At 67.8% G+C, this 19,801-nt stretch carries 20 protein-coding genes; 18 read left to right on the top strand and 2 right to left on the bottom strand.

Features of this window, described 5'->3' with window-relative positions; all coding sequences use genetic code 11:
- Positions 1–2 precede the first annotated feature (2 nt).
- From ACSU6L_RS13585 to ACSU6L_RS13550, 8 genes are all read left to right on the top strand, one after another.
- Complete coding sequence (locus ACSU6L_RS13585) at positions 3–947, top strand: type II secretion system F family protein (protein ID WP_437064874.1); 945 nt, start codon at positions 3–5, stop codon at positions 945–947.
- A gap of 34 nt (positions 948–981) precedes the next feature.
- Positions 982–1,869, top strand: a complete 888-nt coding sequence (locus ACSU6L_RS13580; RefSeq protein WP_437056714.1) for a DUF5936 domain-containing protein — start codon at positions 982–984, stop codon at positions 1,867–1,869.
- A gap of 3 nt (positions 1,870–1,872) precedes the next feature.
- The gene (locus ACSU6L_RS13575; RefSeq protein WP_437056712.1) at positions 1,873–3,324 is read left to right on the top strand and encodes a sensor histidine kinase; all 1,452 of its coding nucleotides are present in this window, start codon (positions 1,873–1,875) and stop codon (positions 3,322–3,324) included.
- A complete protein-coding gene (locus tag ACSU6L_RS13570) occupies positions 3,321–4,139 on the top strand; it encodes a response regulator (RefSeq protein WP_437056710.1) in 819 nt (272 codons plus the stop codon). Before ACSU6L_RS13575 ends, ACSU6L_RS13570 begins: the two co-directional genes overlap by 4 nt.
- 108 nt (positions 4,140–4,247) lie before the next feature.
- Complete coding sequence (locus tag ACSU6L_RS13565) at positions 4,248–4,406, top strand: Flp family type IVb pilin (protein WP_437056708.1); 159 nt, start codon at positions 4,248–4,250, stop codon at positions 4,404–4,406.
- Entirely contained in the window at positions 4,406–5,050 is a 645-nt protein-coding gene (locus ACSU6L_RS13560) for a pilus assembly protein TadG-related protein (protein WP_437056706.1), read from the top strand. The genes ACSU6L_RS13565 and ACSU6L_RS13560 overlap by 1 nt, the downstream gene beginning before the upstream one ends.
- 34 nt (positions 5,051–5,084) lie before the next feature.
- Positions 5,085–5,666, top strand: coding sequence for a hypothetical protein (locus ACSU6L_RS13555; protein WP_437056704.1), 582 nt, complete (start codon positions 5,085–5,087; stop codon positions 5,664–5,666).
- Positions 5,667–5,674: 8 nt separating this feature from the next.
- Positions 5,675–6,304 (top strand): OmpA family protein, encoded by a 630-nt coding sequence (locus tag ACSU6L_RS13550; protein WP_437056702.1) that lies wholly within the window; start codon positions 5,675–5,677, stop codon positions 6,302–6,304.
- Positions 6,305–6,310: 6 nt separating this feature from the next.
- Here ACSU6L_RS13550 and ACSU6L_RS13545 read toward each other — a convergent pair whose 3' ends face one another.
- Complete coding sequence (locus ACSU6L_RS13545; RefSeq protein ID WP_437056700.1) at positions 6,311–6,589, bottom strand: GntR family transcriptional regulator; 279 nt, start codon at positions 6,587–6,589, stop codon at positions 6,311–6,313.
- Positions 6,590–6,754: 165 nt separating this feature from the next.
- On the opposite strand from ACSU6L_RS13545, the gene ACSU6L_RS13540 reads away from it, so the two are divergent.
- The 6 genes from ACSU6L_RS13540 to ACSU6L_RS13515 all read left to right on the top strand — a co-directional run bounded on the left by ACSU6L_RS13540 (position 6,755) and on the right by ACSU6L_RS13515 (position 15,036).
- Complete coding sequence (locus ACSU6L_RS13540; protein WP_437056698.1) at positions 6,755–7,006, top strand: hypothetical protein; 252 nt, start codon at positions 6,755–6,757, stop codon at positions 7,004–7,006.
- 854 nt (positions 7,007–7,860) lie between these two features.
- Positions 7,861–8,418 carry a hypothetical protein gene (locus ACSU6L_RS13535; RefSeq protein WP_437056696.1) on the top strand — a complete coding sequence of 186 codons (558 nt, stop codon included), beginning with the start codon at positions 7,861–7,863 and terminating at the stop codon, positions 8,416–8,418.
- Positions 8,419–10,187: 1,769 nt separating this feature from the next.
- A complete protein-coding gene (gene mycP / locus ACSU6L_RS13530; RefSeq protein WP_437056694.1) occupies positions 10,188–11,459 on the top strand; it encodes a type VII secretion-associated serine protease mycosin in 1,272 nt (423 codons plus the stop codon).
- A 110-nt stretch (positions 11,460–11,569) separates the two neighbouring features.
- Positions 11,570–12,016, top strand: a complete 447-nt coding sequence (locus ACSU6L_RS13525) for a hypothetical protein (RefSeq protein WP_437064873.1) — start codon at positions 11,570–11,572, stop codon at positions 12,014–12,016.
- A gap of 5 nt (positions 12,017–12,021) precedes the next feature.
- Positions 12,022–14,334 (top strand): hypothetical protein, encoded by a 2,313-nt coding sequence (locus tag ACSU6L_RS13520; protein ID WP_437056692.1) that lies wholly within the window; start codon positions 12,022–12,024, stop codon positions 14,332–14,334.
- A 6-nt stretch (positions 14,335–14,340) separates the two neighbouring features.
- Positions 14,341–15,036, top strand: a complete 696-nt coding sequence (locus ACSU6L_RS13515; protein WP_437056690.1) for a hypothetical protein — start codon at positions 14,341–14,343, stop codon at positions 15,034–15,036.
- Positions 15,037–15,076: 40 nt separating this feature from the next.
- Here ACSU6L_RS13515 and ACSU6L_RS13510 read toward each other — a convergent pair whose 3' ends face one another.
- A complete protein-coding gene (locus tag ACSU6L_RS13510; RefSeq protein ID WP_437056688.1) occupies positions 15,077–15,457 on the bottom strand; it encodes a DUF192 domain-containing protein in 381 nt (126 codons plus the stop codon).
- Between the two features lie 49 nt (positions 15,458–15,506).
- On the opposite strand from ACSU6L_RS13510, the gene ACSU6L_RS13505 reads away from it, so the two are divergent.
- From ACSU6L_RS13505 to ACSU6L_RS13490, 4 genes are all read left to right on the top strand, one after another.
- On the top strand, positions 15,507–16,097 hold the full coding sequence (locus tag ACSU6L_RS13505) for a dihydrofolate reductase family protein (RefSeq protein WP_437056686.1): 591 nt from the start codon (positions 15,507–15,509) through the stop codon (positions 16,095–16,097).
- A 40-nt stretch (positions 16,098–16,137) separates the two neighbouring features.
- Positions 16,138–17,010: an LLM class flavin-dependent oxidoreductase gene (locus tag ACSU6L_RS13500; protein ID WP_437056684.1), complete on the top strand. Its 873-nt coding sequence runs from the start codon at positions 16,138–16,140 to the stop codon at positions 17,008–17,010.
- Positions 17,011–17,207: 197 nt separating this feature from the next.
- Positions 17,208–17,993, top strand: coding sequence for a class I SAM-dependent methyltransferase (locus ACSU6L_RS13495; RefSeq protein ID WP_437056682.1), 786 nt, complete (start codon positions 17,208–17,210; stop codon positions 17,991–17,993).
- 747 nt (positions 17,994–18,740) lie between these two features.
- On the top strand, positions 18,741–19,514 hold the full coding sequence (locus ACSU6L_RS13490; protein ID WP_437056680.1) for an isoprenyl transferase: 774 nt from the start codon (positions 18,741–18,743) through the stop codon (positions 19,512–19,514).
- The last annotated feature ends 287 nt before the right edge of the window (positions 19,515–19,801 follow it).

Raw genomic sequence — 19,801 nt, 5'->3', positions numbered from 1 at the left:
TCATGGAACTCAACACCCTCGTCGGTCTGACGACCGGCATCGCCCTGCTGACCTGCGTCCTCGCCGTCGTGGGCCTGCACGCGTACGCCACCGGCAGGGCCCAGCGCCAGGCCCTGGTCGACCGGCTCTCCGCCACCGGCCAGATCCCGTACGCCGGACGCCGACGCCGCTTCCGCCACCTCGACCGGCGGCTGCGCCGCACGAAACTCGGCAGACGCCTGGAACTGCGCCTCGCGGCGACCGGCCTCGACATCACCCCCGGCGAGTTCTTCGCCGCGATGCTCGCCACCGTCGCGGGCCTGTGGCTGATCGGCCAGGCCACCCTGGCGCCGTTCTTCGGCCCGATCGCGGGCCTGCTCGGCGCCTGGGCGGCGCTGCAGTACCTCACCTGGCAGCGGCAGAAACGCATCGAGAGGTTCATCAACCAGCTCCCCGAACTCGCCCGCATACTCGCCAACGCCACCCACGCCGGCCTCGCGCTGCGCACGGCCATCGGCATGGCGGCGGAGGAACTGGAAGCCCCCGCCGGAGAGGAACTCGCCAAGGTGGCCAACCAGCTGGCCGTCGGCGCGTCGATGGACGACGCGCTCGGAGAACTGGCGGAACGCCTTCCGTCGCGGGAACTCGTCGTCCTGGTCACCACCCTCGTGCTGTCGAACCGCGCGGGCGGCCAGGTGGTCGGGGCGCTGCGGAACCTGACCGAGACGCTGGAGGAACGCAAGGAGACCCGGAGGGAGATCCGCACCCAGCTCTCCCAGGTGAACATGACGTCGTACGCCGTCCCCGTCATGGGCATCGGCTCCCTCTTCCTCATGAACGGCGTGAAGGACGGCGCCCTGGACCGCATGACCGGCTCCCCGGTCGGCCAGGCCTGCGTGATCATCGCGTTCGCGCTGTACGCGGTCGGGTTCGTGCTGATCCGCCGCATGTCCCGGATCGACGTCTGAGGAAAACCGAGGGAACGGGAGGAGGGAGAGAACCATGGCACTGCTGCTGGCCCTGCTGATGGGCATCGGCGTCTGGGGCGCCTTCGCCGGGATCCGCATGTACCGGGCGGACGCCAAACTGCCCACCGACCTGGCACTCGCCCTGGAGGTGGGCGCCACCCGCACCGGCGCGGTCGACTCGCTGGTCGACCGCCTCGGCATGCGCTACGCACCCGCCGTACTGCGCCTCATGGGCCCGAAGCAGGTCGCCAAGTACCGCCGCAAGATCGACCTGGCGGGCAACCCCGGCGGCCTGACCATAGACCGCTACGCGGCGAGGCGGGCCGTCTACGGCGCGCTGGGCGGCGTCGGCGGCCTGATCTTCCTGCTCCAGGGCAACGTGCTGATGACCCTGCTCCTCTTCGCCTTCGGCGCGTTCTGGACGGAGGTCGGCATCTGGTCGGCGATCCGCATCCGCAAGGACGTCATCGAACGCACCCTGCCGGACTTCCTCGACGTCCTCGCGGTCGTCGTGAGCGCGGGCCTCGGCTTCCGACAGGCCCTCGACCGGGTCGCCTCCCGCTACGAGGGCCCCTGGGCCGACGAGATCCGCATCACCCTCCGCCAGATGGACCTCGGCATGAGCCGCCGCCAGGCCTTCGCGGAACTGCGCCGCCGCAACGACTCCGAGCAGGTCGCCATGTTCGTGACGGCGTTGCAGCAGGGCGAGGAACTGGGCGCGCCGATCGTCGACACCCTGGTGGCGCTCGCCAAGGACATGCGCCGCACCGACGCGCAGAACGCCCGCCGCAAGGCGGCCCGCGCGGTCCCCAAGGCCACCATGATGATCACCACCTTCATGGTCCCCGCAACGATGCTGCTGCTCGCCGCGGGCCTGCTCCTGGGCTCCGGGACGGACTTCGGCACCATCACGGGTGAGTGAGAGATGGCGACGATCACAAGCGCTTCGGGGCGGCGGGGTGGGGGGTCACTGCGTTGGCGGCGGGGGCGGGGGGTGGTGGGGGCGCGGACGGGTGTAGGGGCGCAGACGGGTGTGGAGGTGAAGGCACAGCGGACCGGCACGGTTCAGGAACCCTCCGCTCCTGCCCCGGCTGCCGCCCCGAGCCCTGCCCCTGCTGCCGTCCCGGGCCCTGCCCCCACCCTCTCCCTCCAGATCAACGCCCTCCAGGCGCTGTGCCGCCAGGTCTTCGGGTTCCGCCTGGCCATGATCGCCCTGGCGGCCCCCGCCGCCCTCCTCAACGCGGCCCCCGGCCTGGGGGCGAACCTGGTGGGCGCGGCGGTCGTCGTCACCTTCATGGCGTCGTACGCCCTCTTCAGGGACTGGGAACGCTTCGGCCCCCTCCTCCTGCGCCACCCGACCCTCCTGGCCGCGGACACCCTCTTCGGCTCCCTCCTCCTGGTCTCCGCGGGCCCGGACACCACCCTCGCCTACGTCAGCGTCTGCACCCCGCTCCTCGCCGGCCTCGCCTACAGCTGGCGCGGTGCCGCCTGCTTCGCCTCCCTCCAGTCGCTGATCCTGCTCCTCGTCCAGGCGACCCTGGCCCGCAGCGGCGACAGGACCCCCGCGGAGGCCCTGCTCCTGCCCGGCCTCTGCGTCATCGCCGGAGCCGTCGGCTCCACCCTGCGCAACCTCATGCTCCGCTTCGGCGAAGCCACCCAGGCGCTGACCGAGGTCCAGGCCCGGCTGGCGGCCGCCGAGGCGGTGGCGGAGGAACGCGCCCGCCTCGCCCGCGAACTCCACGACACCGTGGCCAAGACCCTGCACGGCGTCGCCCTGGCCGCCGACGGCCTGGCCGCCTCGGCAGGCGCCCCCGCCCCCGACCCCGCCACGCTCCGCCGACAGGCAGACCTCGTGTCCCGCTCGGCCCGCAGGGCGGCGGCAGAATCCCGAGAACTCCTGAGGGACCTGCGCCGCGAGTCACCTCCGAGCGAGCCCACGGACCTGCAAGCGCAACTCGACGACCGAGTACGTGACTTCACCTCACGTACGACGATCCCGACGACGTACCGCACGACGGGCGCCCGGGCCCTACCCCCCGTCCCACCCGCGGTGGCCCGCCAACTCCTCACGATCACAGCGGAAGCCCTGGAAAACGCCCACCGCCACGCGTCCCCATCCAAGGTGGAGGTGACAGCGGGCATCGAAGACGACCAACTGCACCTCACCATCTACGACGACGGCCACGGCCTGCCCCCCGGCACCACCCTCGAACACCTCCGCCGGGCAGGCCACTTCGGCCTCCTGGGCATGGTCGAACGCGCCGCCTCCGTGGGCGCCCGCATCCGCATCGGCCGCGGCGCCCACGCCACGGGGACGGAAGTCCGCCTCGACCTCCCCCTGGCGGCCCTGACGACCACCCCAGGCGAAGCAGCATGAGGAGCCACCCGATGCCGCCTCTCTTCGACGTCCCCCCACCCCGGGCCACCCTCCGCGTCGTCGTCGCGGACGACAACCCGGTGGTCCGAGCGGGCCTGACCGCACTGCTCACCGGCCGCCCCGACATCACGGTCGTGGCGGAGGCCGCCGACGGCCGCGAGGCGTACGAGGCGGCCCAGGCCCACCGCCCCGACGTGATCCTCCTCGACGTCCGCATGCCCGGCGTAGACGGCCTCTCAGCGCTCCCGTACCTCGTACGCCTGGCCCCCGTCCTGATGCTGACGTACAGCCGCGAGTCCGAAATCGTCCAGGAGGCCCTGCGACGCGGCGCGGGCGGCTACCTCGTCCACGGCGAGTTCACGGCGGACCAACTGGTGACGGCGGTACGGGACATCAAGGAGGGCAAGGCCCACTTCACGGCAACGGCGGCGGGCGCGCTGCTGGCGCAGCTGAGGGAGGGCAGCGCAGACACAGAGAGTGCGCTTGCAAACCTTTCATTACCCCCAACTATCCCCATCCCGGCGCCAATTTCACCGGAATCGCTTTCGCAAGTGCAACCATCTATGGCACAGTCCTCACCGGAACGGTTCCCCGACCGGACGCGGTACCGGCTCAGCCCGAGGGAGGCGGAGATCATGGACCTCATCGCATCCGGCATGAACAACCAGCAGATCGCCGCCACCTGCTTCATCAGCGAGAAGACGGTCAAGAACCACATCAACCGCATCTTCGCCAAGCTCCACAGCACCAGCCGCGCAGAAGCCACCACCAAGTGGCTCGGCACGGCCCCCGACTCCCCGGGGGGCCCACGATGACCCCGAAATGGGCCCGGATTTGGGCCCACGAACCCTCGAAGCCTCCCCACATCCCGCTCTACCCTCCCCCCGTCGGAACCGACAGCGGCACATCCGAAGGGGAGCACCATGCGCAAGTGGAGCGACGACAAGGGTCAGACCGCGGTGGAATACCTGGGGATCATCGCGGTGGTGGTGGCGATCGTGCTGGCTATTACGGGGACGGACATCGGGCAGACGATCTTCGACGCGATCACGACCAAGATTGCCGAAGTCACAGGCGGCTGATGAGGCGCCGGAGGTGCCGAGACGACTCAGGGCAGGCCTTCCCCATCTACATCACGGTGGTGGCGGGTCTGCTCTTTCTCGCGTTCGCGTACCTTGCGGTCGGCCAGGCCGCGGGAACCAGGAACGAGGCCCAGACAGCGGCTGACGCGGCAGCGCTCGCGGCGGCGCTGGAGGCACGGGACCAGCTGGCGGGGGAGTGGCTGGAGAACCTGAAGGACCCAGCCGCGTGGCAGGGCATCTTCGACGGCGACGTGCAGGTGACCGACTCGTGCTGGCGAGCCCATGAGCTAGCGGCACAGAACGACGCGCACGTGCAAGGGTGCGGGCCGGCAGGGCTGCTCGGCTACGAGGTCGAAGTCGAGACCGACGAGCCGGTGGGGGACTCCATCGTCCCCGGCACGGAGGACACGTACGCCAAGGCATCGGCCAAGGCCGTCATCGAGCCCCGGTGCACCTTCGATCCGCCGGCCGACGATGCGGGTGACGACGCGGGTGACGAAGCGGCCGACGACCCGGGTGACGGCGAGGTTGACGACGAGCTGCCCACGCTCAGCTGCCAGGACAAGGACTGGGTTCTCAACCTTGACGACCTCACTGACCTGCCGGACCCGGAAGACCTCTTCGACGTCCACCTGGCCGACTGACAAGCGAACGACGAGTGACGAAGGAAGCAGAGGCATGAGCATTCGGTTCACAGCGAAGGCCCGCAGGGGGATGGCCGCGTTGTCCGTGGTGGCCGGTCTGGCCCTCGGCATGGCCGGATGCAGCGGCGGTGACGGCGAGGACAAGAAGCCGGAGAGCTCGACGTCCGCCTCCGAGGCGAGCGGCTCCCAGCCGAGCGCTCAGGAAGGGCAGGCTGAGACGCCGTTGGCCGAGGTGAAGGGCTCGAACGGACTGCTTCTCCAGATCACCTCCGCCGAACGCGACGCCGGCGGCTTCGTCACCGTGAATGGGAACCTGAAGAACGACGGAGCCAAAAGCGTCGCCATCCCGGCCTCGTTGAGCGGCAACGAGACGGAGATCATCAGGAACGGCAGGTCGCTGGGCGGAGCCACACTCGTCGACTCCCAGGGCAAGAAGCGCTACTACGTACTGCGCGACACGGACGGCCGCCCGCTGACGACCACGGGCTTGTCGACGATCAGGTCCGGCGAGAGCGTCGCTGTCTTCATGCAGTTCCCCGCACCACCGGCCAACACCACAGAAGTCACCTTCCAGCTGCCCACATTCGCCAGCGCCCCCATCTCGATCTCCGGGTGAGGCCACCGATGAACGCAACCCCACGCCTCCCCCTGACCCTCGCCACCGCCACCCTCCTCCTCACCACCACCCTCTACACGGCCACCACCGCCCACGCCGACGACACCCCCAGCGTCCCGCCCGGCACCGAGGCCACGGCCGCCGCACCGGTCGAACTGGACGCCAACGACCCGGACCTGAAGCTCCCTGAGGGCGCCACGCTGGCCGAACCGAAGGTCCTCGACATCAAGCAGGTCGTGGAGGATCAAGGCGGCGAGGAACGCCGGGAGGACACGAACGCGGACGTGAAGTTCGCCCTCCAGGCGGAGGTGCTGTTCCCGAGGGACAGCGCCAGGCTCAGCGCGGAGGCGAAGGCCCGCATCGAGGCGATCGCGCAGGAGATCAAGACCCAGAACGCGACGCGCATCCGCGTCTTCGGCTTCACCGACAACCTCGGCTCCTCAGCCCACGGCGACGTCCTGTCGAGACAGCGCGCGAACGCCGTCCACGACATCCTGGACACGGAACTGAACGACCCAGGCGTCACCTTCGAGGTGCGCGGCTACGGCGAGGACTACCCGATCGCATCGAACGCCTCCGAGGAGGGACGGAAGAAGAACCGACGGGTGGAGGTGTCGTTCCCGCGGGGGGAAAGCTGATGGCCGTCAGCCGTCGGACTTGTCGCCCCCGTTGGCGTCGGTGGGTGCCGCGATGACGAATACGCCCTTGCCCTGGACACCTTGAACGATGCCCTCGGCTTGCAGCATCTCGATAGCCGACTTGATGGTCCGGCGGCTGACCGTTCCACCAGTCTCCTGTTCCAGCTCATGGTGAGAGGGGATGCGTCGGCCAACCGGGATCTCACCTCGCCGGATGCGCTCGCGCAGAGCGGACGCCAGCTGCACGTACATCGGAATGATGCTGTCCCGGTCGATCTCTATCATGCCCGGGAGCGTAAAAGGCCAGCCCAGGACAGCATAGGCCGTCTTAGCACGTGCATAGACGTACTAAGACGTACCAAGTTGCGGTAGTGTCGATGCGGACAGAAGTCCCCCGCGACGGGTGGAGCCGTCCGGGGGCGTGGTCACCAACCGCTGGAGGTTGACGACGTGAGCATTATCCACGTGCTGCTGCGCTGGATCCGGGCCTTGTACGTGCCCGGCCCCGGCAGGCACAGGTCGGGCACGAGCGCTGCTGCCGTCCCCATGCCGACGGACGAGCCGCGAGCCACCCACCCGGCCGCCGCACCACTTCCCATCCACCGCTCCCCGTACGGACTGCCGACCCCGCTCGATGTTCGGACAGCGGCTTCGGTACGGCCGTACGTACGCGCGACCGACATGGAATGGGTGGCGGCCTGATGCCCAAGGAAGGCAAGAAACCCCGCCCACCGGTACGCATGTGCGCCCGCTGCCGCGTGACCACCCAGGCCCCGGTCGTGGTCGGCGTGGTCCACCAGAACTCGGGCCCGGGCTTCGTCGTGTACGCCTGCCGGCCGTGCGCCGCGCACTACCCGCCGGAACCGCCCGTGCTGCACCCGACAGGGGGCGAGACATGACCGGACGGGCACGCACCACCAGGGCCGAACGGCACCTCTCCCCGGAGTGTGCCCTTGCGCACCGCCCCGGCTACGAGGACGTACACAGCGCCTGCCGCCGCCTGACGGACGTCCCACTGCCGTTCGGCGGCGGCCTGCTCCTGGTACGGCGCTGTGGGTGCGTCTGTCACGGCCTGGCACGGGAGCGAAAGAGATCCAGCTGAGACGGGCGACAGGGGGTCGCGAGGCTCCCTGTCGCACCGCTCCGTCCCGTCGTTGGCGCAGCGTGCCATGGCTCTGCGCCTGCGTGTCATGCTCCGGCGCTGAGCGAACGCGACGTAGGCCGTGATCACGAACGCTTCACGCCCAACCACCGTTCACATCCCGCCAGAAGCGAGTCCGGGGGAGGAAGGGCGGGAGCCCCCGTGCGTAGGTCGGCGTCTTGGCAAGGCAGGAGATCGGTCTCGTGGGATGAGCAACACTCGCTTGGCGTGGGACGAGTGGGAGCAGCTCAAAGGGCCAGCAGGCGATCGCCTGAGAGGCCGTGGAAGGGGTGGCCAAATGCTCACACTGTGACGCACCTTCCTGACCTGCTGTCACAGGCGGTCACTAGAGTAGGTGAGTACGGTCTCGCCTGATCCGGAGGCCGGAACGGGGAACGGGAACGGGGAGGCACCGGTGCTGCCGAGCGACAGTGGCGGTTCGACGAGCACGAGCGCGTCGACGGGCTCGACGGGCGCGTCCTGGCTGTCCAGCGTGTTCGACACGACGAAGGACGCGGTCCACGACCTGTCCACGGAGCTGTCGTCGTTCACGAAGTTCCGGCAGCGGGTCGACGAACTCATCCGCGACCTGAAGGAGTCGCAGGCCGGACCCACGAAGGTGGGACAGGAGCAGGTCGGGCGCCAGAAGTTCGGCGGCGGCGAAGGGGCCTGGACCGAGGCGGCAGGCCTGCACAAGTCCTACGAGAAGGTCATCACCGACCTGGAGACGTTCTCCAAGCTGCTCTCCGACTGCATGGAAGCCATGTCCATCGCGGTCCTGGCATCCCACAAGGGCTACGAGAACATCGACCTGGACGTCCGCAACCGCATGGCCGCGATCACCGCCGAGACGACGGAACACTACGGAGGCCCGTACGACCCCGAGCGCGCGAAGCGCGAAGGCGTCGCGGGCGGGGGCGCCGATACCGGTGGGCAGAAGCCGCCGAGCGGCGACGCGGGCGGCACGATCTGATCCGGCGGGCGACGGGCACGGTACAAGAACGGGGAGACGACTGATGGCAGGCAAGGGATCCAGTGGGTCCGGCGGGTTAGGTGGCGGCACGTCGTTCGAGAGCATGAGCCACGAGCAGATGCTCGCCTGGCTGGACCAGGCCGACAGCGGGACGGTCCAGTCCGCCGCCGAGAAGCTGGTCGCAGCGGCCAAGGAGATCCGCGAGATCGCGAACGAGCTCAAGATCCGCCCGCAGTGGGTGGAGTGGAAGGGCGAGGGCGCGGACGCCTTCCGCATCTGGGCCGGCGACCTCGCCAACTCCGCCCTCCGCCTCGCCGACTTCAGCAGCGACTCCGGCAAGTGGCTCTCCCAGGCCTCCAGCGCGATCGCCACCGCCCAGGCGGCCATCCCACGCGACGAACCCAGCGCCACCACCAACCTCGCAGCCGCCAAGGCCCACCACAACGACCCCGACGCCGGAGCGATCGCCTCCAAATCCAGCTCCGAACTCGCGGCACTGAAGGCCAACAAGGAAAACGTCCGCCAGGAGGCGGCCCGCGAGATGCGGAAGCTGGCGCAGGCGTATGACCTGTCGTCGACGCAGATGGACAAGCTGGAGCGGCCGAAGTTTCCGCCGCCGCCCAGCCAAGTCGGTGTTGAGGATGTGCAGGACTTGGCACGGCCTGGAACCAGAGGTGCCGACGCTGAGTACGGGGACGTCATTACACCAGGCGCTGGTAGCTCTGTGAGGGCTGCGATTGGAGAGGCAGCGCCGACAGGACGGTCTGGCGACGCGGGGCCTGTCATGGGTGCTCCGGCCGAGCCCTACCGTCCAGCGACCATCGACCACCCGGCGTATGTCGAGATCGACTCGGTCGGCACGCTCCCTGAGACGCATCACCCTGTCACAGGACCGGGGCCGATGGTGGGACCGGGCACACCGGCTCGTCCCGAAACCGTCTGGCCCCCAACTACGACCGGTGTGATTCCGCCAACTTCAGGCCGCGGTGGAGGACGCATGCCCACCGTCTCCGGCGGAGGAGGGAGGCCGATTGCTGGCGGACGCGCACCGTTCGCGCCGGGGCAGGGAGGCACGGGTCTTCCGCGCGGCCGTGACATCCCGGGCGCTGGTCCCTTCCCGCACGGTCCGACATCGGGTACTGCTGCTGGCAGGGCCCTTCCAGGTCAGGGCCTGAGCCCCGGCCGCAACGTGCCCGCTGCCTCCGGCGTCACGGGTGGACGGCCGACAGGGCCGGCCGTCACAGGCGGACGTCCGATGGGTCCCGGTGTGTTGGGTGGACGGCCCGCGAGTCCCGGCATCGTGGGCGGACGCCCGGCCGACCAGGGCACCGCCGGGCGACGTTTGCCCGCCACGCCCACCGCGGGGAAGCCTTCAGTCCGCCTGCCTGGTGGCACAGTCGTGGGCGGAGAGTCCCCTGCGAACCGTGGATCGGCGGGCCCTGTTCCGGCGGCGGGGGCGACGGCGGCGGCTCGCCCCGGAGCCACGACGAACACCGGACGCCCACAGTCCACTCCGCATGGCGGCGTAGTCGGCGGGACTCCGCAGCAGACAGGCCGCGCCCTCGTCCGTCCCGGTGCACCGATACCCTCCGCTCCGACGCGAGGTGGCATTGCCGGGGGCACACCGAGCGAAGGTGGCGACCGCAGCGGCGTCCGACGTGCGGCAGGGCCGGCCAACGGTGTTCCGCGGGGACAGGCGCAGCAGACCGATCGTCGCAACACCTCGTCGCCTGCCGACTGACCCACAGAGGAACAGGAGAGGGACGTACATGCTCACCAACAGAACGAGGCACGGTCGGCTCCGGGCTGTCACCTCAGCGGTCGTCGGCCTTCTGCTGGTGGGAGGTGCGGCCACTCCCGCGCACGCCGACTCGACCCGATCCCAGCAGTGGCACCTGGATGCCATGCACGCGGAGGAGATGTGGCGTACGAGCACAGGCGAGGGCGTCACGGTGGCGGTGATCGACTCCGGGGTCGATCCGCACAATCCCGATCTGAGCGGACGTGTTATCGACGGTTTGGACCTTGCACCTTCAAGCCAGGCCGGTGACGAGCACACGGACTACGACGGGCACGGCACGGGGATGGCCGGACTCATCGCTGGCACCGGGGCGTACGGCGGTGGACACGGTGCGTTCGGTCTCGCGCCGGGTGCTGAGATTCTTCCCATCCGCATGCCCGGGGGCGACGACGGCACCGGCTTCAAGGTCTCCTCCGACCTCAGCAAGGCCATCCGCTACGCGGCGGACCACGGCGCCCGCGTGGTCAACATCTCTCTCGTCGGGGCGATCAACTCGCCGGAATTGACGGCTGCCGTGCGATATGCGATCGACCATGGCTCACTTGTCTTCGCAGGCGTAGGGAACTCCGGTGATGAGGGCAATCAAGTCCTGTACCCGGCGGCCACACCTGGTGTGATCGGAGTGGCGTCGGTGGGAAGGAACCTCCGCCGGTCTTCCTTTTCGCAGTTCGGACCGCAAGTGGACATGGCGGCTCCCGGCGAAGACATGGTGCACGCCTGCGGAGGCAAGACGGGCCTGTGCAAAGGCGACGGCACAAGTGACGCCACAGCCCTCGCCTCCGCCAGCGCCGCCCTCATCTGGTCCAAGCACCCGACCTGGACCAACAACCAGGTCCTCCGCGTCATGCTGAACACCATCGGCGCCCCCACGGACGGCGCGAAGCGCAACGACTCCATCGGCTACGGCATCGTCCGCCCGCGCATTGCGCTCCAGAACCCCGGCGACCCAGGTCCGGCGGATGTCTACCCGCTGCCTGATCTCAAGGCAGTCGAGGCTTCGGCTGCCCCCTCTGCGAGCGCACCCGAGTCCCAGCCCGCGACAGCGCCAGCCAAGGACGAGGACGCCGGCGCGAGCACCACAGCCATGCAGGAATCCTCGAGCAGCTCTCTGTGGGTCATTCTGACCGTAGGTGCGGCCGCCCTCTTCGCAGCTGTCGTAGCAGCGGCTGCCGTAACCCGCAGGCGTCGTAGGGCTGCCTCCCGTACACCGACGGAGAGTCATACGCATGCGGTGATGTAGGCGTAACCCAGGCCGCGCGCTCAGATGTATGGCGATACGGTGCCGCGCTATCGCAACAGTTCCCGGCTTGTGTCCGTTCAATGATGAGATGCCACATGGAGGAACCGCACATGGCATGGGATGAATGGGATCAACTCAAAGCCTCAGCGGCGGCACAGGATTCCACGCAGATGCAGCTCAACCAGTACCCTGGCGACCAGGGAGGCGGCGGCACTAGAGGAGACCTCGAAGTAAGCAACCAGGGTCTCGAAGCCGTCGGGAAAGCCGCCCGCGACCTGTTCAACGACTTCACCACCTACAGCGGGCACGCACGCGTTGCCTCCGAGAAGGCTGCGGGCGGGCTCAAGGGTGAGGGATTTGCTCTCGGCGGCGCACTGGAACATGTGTCGGCGCGCTGGAGCGAGCAGACCAAGACGCTGCTGGATGCCTGTGCCCACATCTCGAACCATCTGCGGTTCACCAAGAACCAGCACACTGCTGACGACTCCTACATCGCCGGCGCAGTCAGCAGCATCGCCACACTCGACGAGGGTTTCGACGACCTGAAGGACCACTGACGTCGATGGAACTCGATGCCCTGCGATACGGCAATTTCTCCCAGCTCGGTGAAGCAATCACCGATTGGGAGCAGATGACGAAGAAACTTGCCGATCTGAAGAAGGATGCCGAGGGCAACTTAAAGGCCAAGGCCGACAAGGCCAAGTGGACAGGCGTCAACGCCACTGTCAGCCGTGAGTTCATCACCAAGACTGCCGCTGAGTTCGCTGATGCGCACGCCCAGGCGAACACCGTCGCCAAGATCCTCAAAGACACCCGGCAGGAGCTCATTGACTACCGGACCCAACTCAACGACGCCGTAGACCGTGCTGCTAAGAAGCATCTGACCGTGGCGGACACAGGAAACGGCTCGTTCACGGTCGTTGCCAACACCCGTCCCGACTGGGCGTCAGACCCGAGCGGCGAGCATAGTGCAGTCAGCCAGAAGGAGGTCGACGATGCTCGTGACGAGATCCAGCGCATCCTGACCAAGGCCACTCAGAGCGACTCCACCGCAGCGAAGGCGCTGCGTATGATCGTCGATCAGGCCAAGTACGGTTTCGTAGGCGCCAGTTACGACAGTAGGGATTCAGCAGCCAAGGCCATCGCGGATGCCGACAAGGCGGCCAAGATTCTCGCCAAGGACCCTCGTGATGTAACGAGTACGGAACTCGCCGCGCTCAACAGTGCTCTGGCCAAGTACAAGAATGATCCGCTCTTCGCGGAGGAGTTCGCCACACAGGTTGGGCCGAAGAAGGCGCTCACGTTCTGGGCTGGTATCGCTGATCCGTACCAGGGGCAATACAACCACGACCCTGCGCGAGACAAGCAGGTCAAGCAACTTCAGAAGAACCTCGGAATCACGCTGGGCCGAGCCACACTCTCCGACAGCGACCAGATGACGAGCTGGAAAGACCGGATGATCAAATTGGGTCCGAGCCAGCTTGGCATCGACGATGCCAGTAACCCCACCGGTTACGCCGTCATGAGTAATCTCATGCGCTTCGGTGACTATGACGATGACTTCCTCTACCGCTACGGTGACGAACTTCTCGCATACGACAAGCAGGTCAACGGTCAGGCCATCAGCCCGTGGGTCAATAACGCAAACACAGGTGATCTCAATCTGTGGGGCAACGAGAATGACCGTGGCCGGGACCCCGTGACGGGCTTCCTTGAGGCGTTGGGTCATAATCCCGGCGCTTCGGAGAAGTTCTTCGCTCGCCCCGACTTCTCGGATACTTCTATGCCGACGCTCGAGAGAGACACCGTGAACGCCGCATCCGAGGTCAATGAACATCTCAAGTATCTGACCAGTGAACGTGTCTGGGTATCCGATACCGCGATGAGCGGCAAAGAAGGCTACGTCGCCGGGCGCGATGCACTCGGTCACGCGCTAGAGGCGGCGACGACTGGGTATCCGTCTGACGCTGACGCGAAGGATACTGTGGCAGGTGACCTGCGCACAGCGAACACTGCGGGCGTGTTTGAACAGGTTGTGTACCTCTACGGAGGCGAGAAAGGCCCCGAGCTGTTGCACAACCAGCCTGAACTCGCCGACAGCTTGGGGAAGATTGGTGGCGCGTACATCGATGATCTCAACTACGAGATTTCCGGCATCGGTGACATTGCAAAGGATGGCGAAGACTTTCCTGCTCGTTACGAGGGGCGGGTGAACATTGCAAACCAAGGTGCCATTGACTTCCTGAGCGTCCTCGGTCAGAGCGAGGAGTCGCACAAAATTGTCACCGCAGCGCAGCACATATACACGCTAAGCCTATTGGATGCCAACCCGGCCACCAGTGAGGAGAACATCAATCGCGCTCGGGATGCCATGTCGGTCGGCGCGGAAGCTCGCGGAATCCTTGACCACTCCCGTGTGGAGCAGGCAACCGCGACTTACGGTGCGGAATCAGAGAAGGCGAACAAGGAACTTGCCCGCTCATCCGACTGGAAGAAGCTAATGGCAGGTGCAGTGGTGGCTGGCGGAGTCGCCGCTGTTCCTCTTCCTGGCTCCACAGCTGCTGCTCTGGTAATCGCTCCTGTTGCCGCGGATCAGATCGTCAATGCGGCTAATACGCTGCTCGGTCATGAAATCGATAAGGCCACTGAAGGAGCGGCAGCTGATCCCCGCGGGCCCTCGCAAATGACCAGCAGGACATTCTACGGTGCGGGCACGGAGGACTTGGGATCGATCTACAAAGCATACTTCGAGGAGAATCCAAAAGCCGCAAAAAAGGCAGATGATCAAAATTGGATTGACGACATCGAAGGTGCTTACCTGGGTGTCGGGTCGCATCAGAACAAGTACCGAGGAAGACTTCCCTACCCGGAGTGAATAGTGATGTGTCTGACGGCGGAGCGTAAACTATTGCGGTCGGCTCTCCTGTGCGCGGCCGCTGCGGTTCTTGCGGGCGGTTGCAGTGGCGACACCGGCACGAGCGATGCTGAGAAGGGCAAAACCGGAATACCTGTGACCAAGATTTGCGATGGGACGCTTGATGCTGCGGCCGGGGATGCTTTGCAGCGTCTGGCCGGCCAGGGTGGGGTGGAAGAGTCCACGGGAGTGAATCGAGAAGGGCGGCCGAACAAGTTCTCCGTGAGCAGGTCGGTCGAGCACCTTCACGATGAGTACGTGCAGCAGAGCGTGTGCCGTGTGTACAGAGTCGGTGATAACAGCGGTAAGCCCTTGCTTGAAGTCCGTTTCACGGCGTCCGAGTACTATCTCTCGGGGGAAGAGGATTCGGGTAGCGACCGGAAGATTCGTTACCCGCTCGGGCTCTTCGCGCGGACAAGTGTCAACGGTGCAAAACTCTTCTTCCGTTGCCCGACCAAAGCGCCAAGCAAGGACGCATTCATTGGGGACACGGAGTATGTAAAGGGCGAGCTGTGGGCGGCCACCATCCCCTTGCGGGGAAGCGACGATGCAAGAGACGCCATGACCGTCCTGAACTCGATGTCAAGGGCTGTCGCCGAAACCGCGGGCTGTGCGGAGCAGGCCGACTTGCCGAGTCGGGTGCCTGACGGAGAAGTTGTATGAGGTCTTTCGGCGTTGGCGCTCGACGTTGACGTTTTGATCGCTACCCGGCCGGTGGCTCCTCCGCCGACACTTGCACCCCCACCCCCGGCCGCATCCCCCACTGCGCCATACTCCCCGCCTCCGCCTCCACCACATGCCGAGCCCGCAGGCGCGGCATTCCCAGGCGGCTCGGCTGCATCGTCTTCACGGTGATCACTCGGAAGTTGCGGTCGAGGTAGGCCACGTCGATCGGTATGCGCATGCCGAAGGTGTGGATGCTGGCGGCGGGGGTGAGGAGGAGGGCTCCGTTTTGGGCATCGCGGCCGAGTAGGCCCTTGGTGCGGGCGCGGTAGGACGTTGCTATTTCGAGGGGGACGTGGGTCTCGCCGTTCGCAGCGTGGACCACCAGCGTCCCCCGTCCGTCACGCCACCGCCGGCGCATTGCGGGTCACCTCCCGTATTGCCACGTTCCGGGGGATCAGACTGTCATCATGCGCAGACTTCTGCTTCAGGTGGCGACGTCCCTCGACGGATACATGGAAGGTCCCGGCCGCGACATCAGCTGGCATCGTGTCGACGAGGAGCTTCACCAGCACATGAACGACACGCTCCGCGGGATGGGGGGCTTCCTCAGTGGGCGGGTCGTGTACGAGATGATGGCCGAGTTCTGGCCGACGGCCGATCAGGGTCCTGAGGTCGACGCGACGATGGCGGAGTTCGCGGGAATCTGGCGGGACATGCCGAAGATCGTGTACTCGCGCACGTTGCGGGACGCGGACGTCGGGTGGAACACGACCGTCGTACGGGACGTCGTGCCGGAGGAGGTTCGTGCGCTCAAGGAGCAGCCCGGCGGTGACCTGGTGCTCAGCGGCGGGCAGGCCGCGGAGGCGTTCCTCCGGCACGGGTTGGTCGACGAGTTCCGTATTTACGTCAACCCCGTGCTCGTCGGGGGCGGCACGCCCATGTTCCCCGAGTCCTCCTCGCTGACCGATCTGCGGCTCCTGGAGAGCCGTACGTTCGGCAACGGGGTGGTCCTGCTCCGGTACGAGGTACGGGGGACGACCCCCAGGGCTTCCGCGTAAATCGGTTGTCCCGTGGTCCCGTGCGCCGTTAGGTGGTCCCATGACTGGACTCGGCGTTGTCTTCCGTCCGCAACTCCCGCCCGAGCGACTGCGGGCCCTCGCGCGTCTCGCCGACGACACCGGTCTCGACGAGCTGTGGCTGTGGGAGGACTGCTTCCTGGAGGGCGGGATCTCCACGGCCGCCGCCGCGCTCGCCTGGACCGAGCGGATCAAAGTGGGCGTGGGGTTGCTGCCCGTGCCGTTGCGCAACGTGGCGGTCACCGCCATGGAGGCCGCCTCGCTGCACCGGATGTTCCCGGGCCGCGCCCTCGTCGGCGTCGGGCACGGCGTCCAGGACTGGATGGGGCAGGTCGGGGCGCGCGCCGAGTCGCCGGTGACTTTGCTGCGGGAGTATCTGGCCGCGCTGCGGGCCCTGCTGCGCGGGGAGCGCGTCAGCACCGAGGGCCGGTACGTGAAGCTGGACGACGTCGCCCTCGACTGGCCCCCGCACGCCCCGGTCGACGTGCTCGCCGGCGTCACGGGACCGCGCTCGCTGCGGCTGTCGGGGGAGGCGGCCGACGGCACCATCCTCACCGCGGCGACTCCTCCGGACGGCGTACGACGGGCGCGGCAGCTCATCGGGGAGGGGCAGGCGTCGGCCGGGCGGAGCGAGCCGCATCACGTCGTCGTCTATCTGCTCACCGCCACCGGCGCCGACGCCTCCGACCGGCTGCGCGCCGAGCTCGTCGCCGAGGGGCTGGCCGACGTTCCCGGTCTCGGGGTCGCGGGGGACGCCGCCGAGGTCGCCGATGCGGTGCGGCGGCTCGCGGACGCCGGTGCCGGCACCGTCGTACTCCAGCCGACGGCCGACGAACCCGACCCCGAGGGGTTCGTGCGGTTCGCGGCACAGCAGGTGCGGCCCCTGGTCTCCTGAGCCCAGGGATTGGCCTACGTACGGAATCACCCCCGTACGGAATCGACCCCGTACGGAATCGACCCCGTACGGAATCGACCCCGTACGGAATCGACCCCGTACGGAATCGACCCCGTACGGAATCGACCCCGTACGGAATCGACCCCGTACGGAATCCCGAACCGCCCGCACACCGAACCCCCTGTCACCATCGAGAGATGCACCAGACGCACCCCCGCACCTTCGAAGAACTCGTCGCCGAGGGCGCCGCCGTGCCCACCGAGGGCTGGGACTTCTCCTGGTTCGAGGGCCGGGCCACCGAGGCGCGGCCCTCCTGGCGGTACGCCGAGTCGCTGGCCGGGCGGCTCGCCGCCGCGAGGGCCGTACTGGACGTCCAGACCGGGGGAGGGGAGGTCCTGGACTTCGCGCTGGGCCGGGCCGGATCCGCTCCGGCCCTCGCCGTCGCCACCGAGGGCTGGCCGCCCAACGTCGCCAAGGCCACCGCGCTGCTGCGCCCGCGCGGCGTGCCGGTGGTCGCCGCGCACGAGGACGCGCCGCTGCCTTTCGCGGACGGCGCTTTCGATCTGGTCGTCAGCCGGCACCCCGTACGGCCGCACTGGGACGAGATCGCCCGGGTGCTGGAGCCCGGCGGCGTGTACTTCGCCCAGCACGTCGGGCCGAGCAGCGTCTTCGAGCTCGTCGAGTTCTTCCTCGGGCCGCAGCCGGAGGAGGTGCGCCGGGGCCGGGACCCGGAGGGGGAGCGGACCGACGCGGAGGCGGCGGGGCTGGAGGTGGTGGAGCTGCGGGCGGAGCGGCTGCGGATGGAGTTCCACGACGTCGCCGCGGTCGTTCACTTCCTGCGGAAGGTGGTGTGGATGGTGCCCGGCTTCACCGTCGAGGCGTACGAGCCGCAGCTCCGTGAGCTGCATGAGCGGATCCAGGCCGAGGGGGCCTTCGTCGCCCACAGCGCCCGGCATCGGTTCGTCGCCCGCAAGCCCGCCTAAAGCCACCAGGCGCAGGCATGCGTTGCCAGGGTGTCCTGCGAACCCCTGTCACACCAGACCCACCAGACCCACAGCCCCACCAGCCCCACCAGCCCCACCAGCACTTTTATTCACAGTGTTCTCACATTGTTATCGGAAGTGGCTCGTTTCACTCACACGCCTCACGTAAGTTCAGACCAAGGTAATTCGCGTGCGCAAAGCCGCGCGGGACGGCACCGCGTGGTGGAGGGGGCTGCGCGGTGCCGTGTCTGGCCTCTGTGCTCCCACCCGGTGCGGCTCCCCGCCCGGCGTTGTCGCCTGCCTCGCCGTTCGCGTCAAGCTCGCGCCGGTGTGCCGTTGTAGCCCGCGCGGGGGACGCCCGGCAGGGCGCGCCGAGTGCTGTGAACCGGCCATGAGCCGCCTGTGAACGGGATTTTCCGGTGCCAGCGCCGCGTCGCCGGACAACTTCGGAGAGTAGTTGTGGCGCGCTGATGTGCGCGACATCCCTCACGAAGGGTTATGGTGGAAACCCCCCCTCGGGCCGGTCCGTCTCCCCCCCACGGACCGGCCCGTTTTCTTTGCCGGTGGAGGCCCGGATCCCCGCGCCCGGTCCCCGGCCCGGAACGAGGCATTGCCGCCGCGGGGGTAGGCTTCGCCCCGGGGGACCGCCATACGGACAGGGGTGGACCGGGCTCGCTCTCGGCGGTGACGAGCCGCTGCCGGCGACACCGTTCTCTGTCCGACCAGTACGGAGGGGCTGACAATCACGTGAACCTGCGCGACAAGCTGCGCGGCCTGCTGGTCAGGCTCTACGCACGCCGGGTGGAAGGTCACCTGGACCACGCTCAGGTGCCCAAGCACATCGGCGTGATCATGGACGGCAACCGTCGCTGGGCGAAGGCGGCGGGCTCCAGCACCGTGCACGGCCACCGGGCCGGCGCCGAGAAGATCGAGGAGTTCCTCGGCTGGTGCAGCGAGACGGACGTCGAGGTCGTCACCCTCTGGCTGCTGTCGACGGACAACTTCGACCGGCCGCAGGAGGAGCTGGGCCCGCTCCTCGGCATCATCGAGGACGTCGTGCGCACCCTGGCCGCCGACGGCCGCTGGCGGGTGCACCACGTGGGCACCCCGGACCTGCTGCCGTCCGGCATGCAGACCACCCTGAAGGAGGCCGAGGAGGCCACCGCCCACATCGACGGGATACTGGTCAACGTCGCCATCGGCTACGGCGGCCGGCAGGAGATCGCCGACGCGGTCCGCTCGATGCTGCACGACGCGGCCGACAAGGGCACCTCGATCGAGGACCTGGCCGAGGCCGTCGACGTCGACATGATCGGCCGGCACCTCTACACCGGCGCCCAGCCGGACCCGGACCTGGTGATCCGCACCAGCGGCGAACAGCGGCTGTCCGGATTCATGCTGTGGCAGACGGCCCACTCGGAGTACTACTTCTGTGAGGTCTTCTGGCCGGCCTTCCGCAAGGTCGACTTCCTGCGTGCCCTGCGTGACTACGCGGCACGCCACCGCCGTTACGGCGGCTGACACACGACGTCCCCCAAGAGGGCGTACGGGTACCCCGTCTCACTGGGGTGAAACGGTGCAAGACGGCGCATGTCACGTGGAGTTCACCGGCGCGCCGTCATATGCCGTGGCATGGCAGCGCTTGTTCGAGGGCATAGACCAGACAGGTCGACACCCGAACCACGGGTGTCGGATCTCAGCGGACGGCACGGAGCCGTCCGCCCGGGAGGCCCTTTGCACGAGCCCGACCGTGCGGTCACTGGCACGGGAGAAGCAGTGGAGGGCCGGTTTCCGGCCCGTGCATCGAG

The organism is Streptomyces sp. enrichment culture, from assembly GCF_964272855.1.
Taxonomy (GTDB): Bacteria; Actinomycetota; Actinomycetes; order Streptomycetales; family Streptomycetaceae; genus Streptomyces.
The sequence above is the reverse complement of the archived record's forward strand: the minus strand, read 5'-3'. Positions and strand labels throughout refer to the sequence as shown.

Excerpts from the sequence above, each read along its gene's own strand:
- ACSU6L_RS13585 (WP_437064874.1), top strand. The coding sequence starts at position 3 with ATGGAACTCAACACCCTCGTCGGTCTGACGACCGGCATCGCCCTGCTG.
- ACSU6L_RS13580 (WP_437056714.1), top strand. The coding sequence starts at position 982 with ATGGCACTGCTGCTGGCCCTGCTGATGGGCATCGGCGTCTGGGGCGCC.
- ACSU6L_RS13575 (WP_437056712.1), top strand. The coding sequence starts at position 1,873 with ATGGCGACGATCACAAGCGCTTCGGGGCGGCGGGGTGGGGGGTCACTG.
- ACSU6L_RS13570 (WP_437056710.1), top strand. The coding sequence starts at position 3,321 with ATGAGGAGCCACCCGATGCCGCCTCTCTTCGACGTCCCCCCACCCCGG.
- ACSU6L_RS13565 (WP_437056708.1), top strand. The coding sequence starts at position 4,248 with ATGCGCAAGTGGAGCGACGACAAGGGTCAGACCGCGGTGGAATACCTG.
- ACSU6L_RS13560 (WP_437056706.1), top strand. The coding sequence starts at position 4,406 with ATGAGGCGCCGGAGGTGCCGAGACGACTCAGGGCAGGCCTTCCCCATC.
- ACSU6L_RS13555 (WP_437056704.1), top strand. The coding sequence starts at position 5,085 with ATGAGCATTCGGTTCACAGCGAAGGCCCGCAGGGGGATGGCCGCGTTG.
- ACSU6L_RS13550 (WP_437056702.1), top strand. The coding sequence starts at position 5,675 with ATGAACGCAACCCCACGCCTCCCCCTGACCCTCGCCACCGCCACCCTC.
- ACSU6L_RS13545 (WP_437056700.1), bottom strand. The coding sequence starts at position 6,589 with ATGATAGAGATCGACCGGGACAGCATCATTCCGATGTACGTGCAGCTG.
- mycP (WP_437056694.1), top strand. The coding sequence starts at position 10,188 with ATGCTCACCAACAGAACGAGGCACGGTCGGCTCCGGGCTGTCACCTCA.
- ACSU6L_RS13525 (WP_437064873.1), top strand. The coding sequence starts at position 11,570 with ATGGCATGGGATGAATGGGATCAACTCAAAGCCTCAGCGGCGGCACAG.
- ACSU6L_RS13520 (WP_437056692.1), top strand. The coding sequence starts at position 12,022 with ATGGAACTCGATGCCCTGCGATACGGCAATTTCTCCCAGCTCGGTGAA.
- ACSU6L_RS13515 (WP_437056690.1), top strand. The coding sequence starts at position 14,341 with ATGTGTCTGACGGCGGAGCGTAAACTATTGCGGTCGGCTCTCCTGTGC.
- ACSU6L_RS13510 (WP_437056688.1), bottom strand. The coding sequence starts at position 15,457 with ATGCGCCGGCGGTGGCGTGACGGACGGGGGACGCTGGTGGTCCACGCT.
- ACSU6L_RS13505 (WP_437056686.1), top strand. The coding sequence starts at position 15,507 with ATGCGCAGACTTCTGCTTCAGGTGGCGACGTCCCTCGACGGATACATG.
- ACSU6L_RS13500 (WP_437056684.1), top strand. The coding sequence starts at position 16,138 with ATGACTGGACTCGGCGTTGTCTTCCGTCCGCAACTCCCGCCCGAGCGA.
- ACSU6L_RS13495 (WP_437056682.1), top strand. The coding sequence starts at position 17,208 with ATGCACCAGACGCACCCCCGCACCTTCGAAGAACTCGTCGCCGAGGGC.